Annotated in this window: 4 protein-coding genes; all 4 read left to right on the forward strand. The window is 72.2% G+C overall.

The features are described from left to right. Positions 1-417 precede the first annotated feature (417 nt). Positions 418-2,172 (forward strand): phenylacetic acid degradation protein PaaN, encoded by a 1,755-nt coding sequence (paaN, locus tag ACFWR9_RS12200; RefSeq protein ID WP_383839539.1) that lies wholly within the window; start codon positions 418-420, stop codon positions 2,170-2,172. A 118-nt stretch (positions 2,173-2,290) separates the two neighbouring features. Continuing rightward, positions 2,291-3,880 (forward strand): LuxR C-terminal-related transcriptional regulator, encoded by a 1,590-nt coding sequence (locus ACFWR9_RS12205; RefSeq protein WP_383839542.1) that lies wholly within the window; start codon positions 2,291-2,293, stop codon positions 3,878-3,880. Between the two features lie 109 nt (positions 3,881-3,989). Next, a complete protein-coding gene (locus ACFWR9_RS12210) occupies positions 3,990-5,348 on the forward strand; it encodes an NAD(P)/FAD-dependent oxidoreductase (RefSeq protein ID WP_383839545.1) in 1,359 nt (452 codons plus the stop codon). A 134-nt stretch (positions 5,349-5,482) separates the two neighbouring features. After that, on the forward strand, positions 5,483-6,316 hold the full coding sequence (locus ACFWR9_RS12215) for an alpha/beta fold hydrolase (protein ID WP_383839548.1): 834 nt from the start codon (positions 5,483-5,485) through the stop codon (positions 6,314-6,316). The last annotated feature ends 236 nt before the right edge of the window (positions 6,317-6,552 follow it).

The following is a 6,552-nucleotide window of genomic DNA, read 5'->3' on the forward strand; positions in this document are numbered from 1 at the left end:
TTATACAAGACCCGGGCCGACCCCCCCCCCGCCGGGGGGGGGGGGCGGGCGGTGTAAATTAAACCCCCCCCCCGCGCGGCCGCCGGCCCCGCCCGCCCCGGTTCGGTGGCTGCCCTCCCCCGTCGGCCACCGAACCTCCCCTTTCCCCCGTCGACCATCGCTGCTATGTCATCCTTTGGCTTGAATAGTTCTCTTTGGTACTTGTTTGCGGTGAACTCTTGCGAACTACTCCCCTTGTTGTGATCGAATGGAGACGTTCAGTCCATTGAGATGAGACGTGATCACGGGGACCAGGGGGAAAACGTGCGCGCACGACTACGGTCCGGCCGCAGCGGCCCGGCCTGGCCAGGTGCTGCCCGACGGGCTCGCGCCCGGCGGCGCTCCGCCCGCGTCTCGAACAGCGGGAGGAGCGGGAAAGTGGGAACATGCGGCATACCGGGCCCGGTCGGGGACGGGCAGCGCTCAGCGGCACTCCTGAGGGAGTGGGCACACCGGCACGGGCCGACCCTCGACCGGGCCCGGGAGACCCTTCGCACCCGGGCGCACTGGTCGCCCTACCCGGAGGACGCCGACGGCTACGGCCCTGGTGCGGCCGCCGCGGCCAAGACGGCCCTCGCGGCCCTGCGCGGTCAGGTCTTCCACCTCGGCCAGCCCGGCCAGGACGGCCTCATCGGCCCCGCCCCGGCAGAGGGCGGTGAGCGGTCACCGTACGGGCCCGACCTGGAGATCGCCTACCCGCACCACGACCCCGACGCCGTCCTGGGCGCCATGCGGCGCGCCATGCCGCGGTGGCGGGAGGCGGGCGTGACGGCGCGTGCCGCGGTCTGCGTGGAGATCCTGGCCAGGATTAACGCCGCGTCGCACGAGTTCGCCCTTGCCGCCGAGCACACCAGCGGCCACAACCCGGTCATGGCATTCCACGCCGGGGCCGTGCACGCCCAGGACCGGGGGCTGGAGGCCGTCGCCCAAGCCGTGGAAGAGCAGACCCGGCTGCCCAGCTCCTTCGTCTGGCGCAAACCGATGCCGGACGGCGAGGACTTCGCCCTGGAGAAGACGTTCACGCTGCGGCCCCGAGGGGTGTCGTTCCTGATCGGCAACAGCGTCTTCCCCACCTGGAACGGCTACCCCGGCCTCTTCGCCTCGCTGGCGACGGGAAACCCCGTCCTGATCAAGCCTCACCCGAGGGCCGTACTGCCACTCGCGCTGACCGTGCGCACCGTCCGACAGGTGCTGAGCGAGGCCGGGTTCGACCCAGACCTGGTGTGCCTGGCCGTGGAACGGCCCGGTGAGGAACTCGCCCGACGGCTCGCGGTCCATTCCGACGTGCGCATCGTGGACTACTCGGGCACCACCGGATTCGGCGACTGGCTGCGCCGAAACGCCACCCAGGCACGGGTCTTCACCAGTACCTCGGCCGTCAACAGTCTGCTCATCGAATCCACCGACGACTACCGGGGCATGCTGGCCAACCTGGCCTTCGGCCTGGCCCTGTACAGCGGACAGCTGTGTACCAGTCCGCAGAACCTGCTGATCCCCCGGGACGGTGTCGCCACCGACGAGGGACACAAGTCCTTCGGCCGGGTGGTGGCGGACCTCGACGACACGCTCGGAACGCTGCTCGCGGATCCGGCTGATGCCGTCTCCGTCCTCGGTGCCCTGCTCTCACCCGAGGTGCTGGCCCGGGTGGACAAGGCCGCCTCGGGCGCGCTCGGCACCGTGGCCGTCGCCCCGCGCCCCGTCGTCCACCCCGACCACCCGGACGCGGTGGTACGGACCCCTGCGGTCGTCGTACTGGACGCGGCACGCCCCGGCGATCTGGCCACTCTGTCCACCGAGTGGCTGGGCCCGGTGTACTTCGCGGTCGCCGTCGACTCGGCCGCCGCCGGCACGGAGCTGCTGGCCCGTACCGCCCGGGAGCACGGGTCGCTCTCGGCCGGTGCCTGGACCGTCTCCCCGGAGGCACAGGCGGCGCTGGAGGAGGCCTGCTCCGAGGCGGGCGTCATGCTGTCCTTCAATCTGATGGGCCACTGGTACATCACCCAGTCCGCCGTCTACTCAGACCTGCACGGTACGGGCATGAACCCGGCCGCGGACGCCGTCTACTGCGATTCCGCCTTCGTCACCGGCCGCTTCCACGCAGTCGGGGTCCGCCGCCACCGCGCCATGAGCTGAACGTGCGTCCGGCACCGGTTCGCCCCGCTGGGCAGCCTGCGGCGGCGCCCATGGAACGGCCGCCGCTCCGGCGCCCTCGTCTACGTGATCATCCTGACCTCTCAGGGAGTTTCCCCGCATGCTCTCGACACTCGCTCCTCAAGTCGGCCCGCCACTGCGCGGCCGTGAACGTGAACTGACCCGAATAGACGCAGTCCTGGAAGCCATCCGCCAGGGTGGTACGGCTCTCGTCCTCGTCGAGGCGCCGCCGGGTTACGGCAAGACCCGGTTGCTGTGCGCTGCCATTGACCGGGCCGAGCGGCTGGGTTACACCATGGCCGGACCGGCCGGCACCCCCCATCCGGCCTCGCGCAGCGCCGCCGGTGCCCGGACGGCCGGCACTTTCCTCGGCCGGTGCGAAACGGGCCTGCCCCTGCGCGTTCAGGGCGAGCCGGTACTGGTCGTACTGGACGAGTTCCCGAACGTGGATCCGGCGGCGGGGCCCGGAGCGGGCCTCTTCGCCCGGCACGGCGCCCCTCACGACCGGGTCGTCTGGCTGGCCGCGCACCGCACCGACACCGGACACGACTGGTCCGGCGCCCTGTTGTCGGACCCGCGCCGCCATTACGAGCGCCTGGTCCTGGGACCGCTCAGTGGTGCGGACGCGCTGCTACAGGCGGCGGACGTGCTGGGTGTGCCGCCCGGCCCTGCGGTAGCCCAACTGGTGGGAGAGGCCGCTGGTCATCCCCGGCTGCTCACCGAACTGCTGATCGGCATGCGGGAGGAGGGCACGATCAGCATCGTCGGCGGCGAGGCCCATCTGACAGGTGTCCGGTTGCCCGACCGGGTTCGTGACCGGCTGCGTACCACGCTCGCCCAGTTCTCCCGGGAGTGCCGTCAGTTCCTGAGCGTGGCGGCCGTCCTCGGCGCCGAGGTGGAGTACACCGAACTGTCGGCCATGCTGGGACGGCCGCTGTCGGCCCTGCTGCCGGTCATGGAGGAGGCGTGCGCCACGGGAGTGGTGCGGCACGCGTCCGACCGGCTTGCCTTCCACAGCGAACTCATGCGCCAGGCGGTCCAGGGCGCGGTGCCGGACGCGCTCAAGCGGGTGCTGTACCAGGAAGCCGCCCTGCTGCGCGCGGCCGGCGGCGCCCTGCCCGGCCCGCACTCCCGGACCGTCTCCCGGGAGGCCGAAGGCGTCCGCGGACCCTGGGGGGCGCACCGCGTCGTCGGCGGCAGGGCCTCCTCCGTCTCCGACCGGCCGGCTCGCGAAGTGCACCCGGACGCCGGGCACACCGTCACGAGTACGTACGCGGCAGGGGCAGCCGCCCCGCCCCCGCGGCTGAGCCGCAGGCAGCGGGAACTCGTCCTGCTGGTGTCCGAGGGACTGACCAACCGTCAGGCCGCCACCCGGCTCGGGCTCTCCCCTCACACCATCAACTACCACTTGCGGCGGCTGTTCAAGAGCTACCGGGTGAATTCGCGCATCGACCTGCTGCGGGCGGTCGCGGAGGACCACCGTCCGTCGGCCGGCCCTTCCGGCGCGCCGGGCGCCGGCGGCGATGAGGCGCCGCTCGTTCCCACGCTGCTGGCGTCCCTCACCTCTCACCCTGCATCGGACCTGTCTGGCCCTGCGGATCCGTTCGGCCATAAGGATTCGTCCGTCCCCGCCAACCCGCCCCCTCCTGCCGGTTCGGTCGCCCCGCGAGGTCGGCGGTTCCGTCCGTGATCCGCTCGTGCACCTTTGGAGACAGCAGATGAACACCTTGGCACTCCCGGCTCCCTGGCCCGCTTCAGCTCCTGCCCCCGCACGGCGGACGGCCTGGCTTCGAGACGCCTTGACGGCCGAACCCGACGACGGGAAGTCCCCCGCGCTGGCGGGCGACGTCCGCTGCGACGTGTGCGTGGTCGGTGGCGGATACACGGGACTGTGGACCGCCCTGGAGATCCTGCGCCGGGCGCCCGGCACCGACATCGTGCTCATCGACGCCGATGTCTGCGGCGGCGGCGCCAGTGGCGCCAACGCCGGTTATGTGATGCCCATGTGGGCCCGGTTCGACAGCCTTGTCGCCATCAGCGACCATGCGGAGGCGCGCCGGCTGGGCGAGGCGTCCGAGCGTGCCGTGGACGAGATCCTGGACTTCGTCGACGAACACGGCATCGACGCCGAGTACCGGCGGGGCCCATGGATGTGGGCGGCCTCGTCCGAGGCACAGCGCGGAGCGTGGAACACCACCCTGGAGAACCTGGCCCGGGCCGGAGTGGAGCCGCTACGCGAGCTGAGTCCCGACCAGTCCCGCAGAGCGGTCGGGACCCCGTCCCACTACGGGGCCGTGGTCGATGCGCACTGCGCCACGCTCCAGCCCGCCAAGCTGGTGCGCGGTATGCGGCGCGTCGCTCTGGACAAAGGCGTGCGGATCCATGAGCACACACCGCTCAGCGGGCTCCGCCGTGAAAACGGCGCCACCCTGGCGGTGACCCCACACAGCACGATCCGCGCCGACCGCGTGGTGCTGGCGATCAATGCCTGGGCCGGGCAGTTGCAGGAGCTGGCGGACCGGATGGTCACGGTCGCCAGCGACACGGTCCTGACGGTGCCGATGCCGGAGCGGCTCGACGCCATCGGCTGGCGGGACGCCACCTCGGTTTGCGACGCCCGCAAGCGGCTGAACTACTACCGCACCACCACCGACGGCCGGTTGCTCTTCGGCAAGGGCGGGGTGGGTCTCGGCCCCGGCAACTCGGGGGCCGGCACCATGTGGGGCGGTGCCCTGCGCCCCGCGGAGGTGCGGCGCCAGTTCCTGAGACTCTTCCCGGACCTGCGGGACGTGCCCGTGGACATGATGTGGACCGCGCCCGTCGAGTACGCGGTCACCTCGGTCCCCTTCGCCGGCCGGCTGCGCTCCGTGCCGGGCGTGTTCTATGCCACCGGCTACTCGGGGGACGGAGTGGGCCCCTCCCGGCTGATGGCCAAGGTGCTGGCGTCGCTGGTCCTGGGTACCGACGACGAATGGTCCGGGTCGGCTCTGGCCCGCACCCCGGGCGGTGCGATACCCGGCGAACCCGTGCGCTACGCCGGGTCGCGGATGGCCCTCGCCGCACAGCAGGTGCTGGAGGGGCGGGAGGACCAGGGCGCATTCGTGCCGAAAGCGGTCAAGCGGCTGGTGTCGGTCGACCCCTCCGCCTTCCGCCGCTGAGGGTGCCCTGGCATGAGGGCTTAGGGGCCGTGGAGTCCGGCGGGCTACCAGTTCGAGTAGCCTGGCCGGGCACAACACCGTGAACCGGACGCAACGTTCGCCCGGTCGCGGCGGCATCCCGTTAGCGTGCGCGGATGACGACCTCTCCATATAGTTCGCCCGCGCCCCTGGTCCTCGGCTCGGGGCCGGCCGTTGTCCTGGCGCACGGCGCCGGCAGCGACGTACGGGACAGCTACGGCCTCGTCGTGGACGAGCTGGCCCGGCGGCACACCGTTGTCGGGCCGGACTATCCGGGCTCGGGCGACACCCCGCTCCCGGAAGCCCCGCTGTCCCTGGACGCACTGGCGGACCACGTCGTGGCGGCCGGGCTCCGGGCGGGCGCTGAGACGTTCGCCGTGTCCGGCTTCTCCATGGGGACGACCGTCGCCGTGCGGGCGGCGGTGCGGCACCCGGATCGGGTGACCGCCCTCGTGCTGTCCTCCGGGTTCGCCCGGCCCAACGCCCGGCTGCGTCTGGTCATCGACGTCTGGCGGGTACTCGGCCGCGGCGGCGACAGCCGCACCCTGGCGGCCTATCTGTCCCTGGTGGTCGGCGGGGCGAGCTGGCTGGACGAGCGCACCCCGGAGGAGGTGGAGGAGCAGCTGGCCCTCTTCGCGGCCGGGCTCCCGCCGGGGACGGATCAGCAGCTGGCGCTCTTCGACACCATCGACGTGACCCGGGACCTGGCCGCGATCCAGGTGCCCACGCTGGTCGTCTCGCCGCGGGAGGACGTCCTCATCACCCCGGTTCACTCCCGCGAACTCGCCGACGGCATCCCCGAAGCCGAGCTGGTCGCCCTGGAGTGCGGCCACGCCATCGCTGCCGAGCAGCCGGCCCGATGGGCGGCGCTGATCACGGACTTCCTGGCCCGCGCCGGCACGCCGGTCCGGGACCGGAAGCCCGAGGACGCCGGACACCGGGGGCGCTGACCACCCGGATCTGATCGCAGGAGGCCTGAAGACCGGGAGGCCTGACCCTCGAATGCCCTGATGCCTCCAAGGCTTGGGCCCTTGGCGCGCCAGACTGCGCCCGAAGCCCACTGAACGCCGAGGGCGCCGTAATCGCCGGCGCCCCCCGGGGGGGGGGGTGCCCGCGACGCCCGCCAGCGCGAGGTGAAAGTGGCGCCACCCCACCACCGCGACACCCGGCACCACCCCCCCCAATC

Origin of the sequence: Streptomyces sp. NPDC058534, from assembly GCF_042717365.1 — a bacterium.
Lineage (GTDB): Bacteria > Actinomycetota > Actinomycetes > Streptomycetales > Streptomycetaceae > Streptomyces.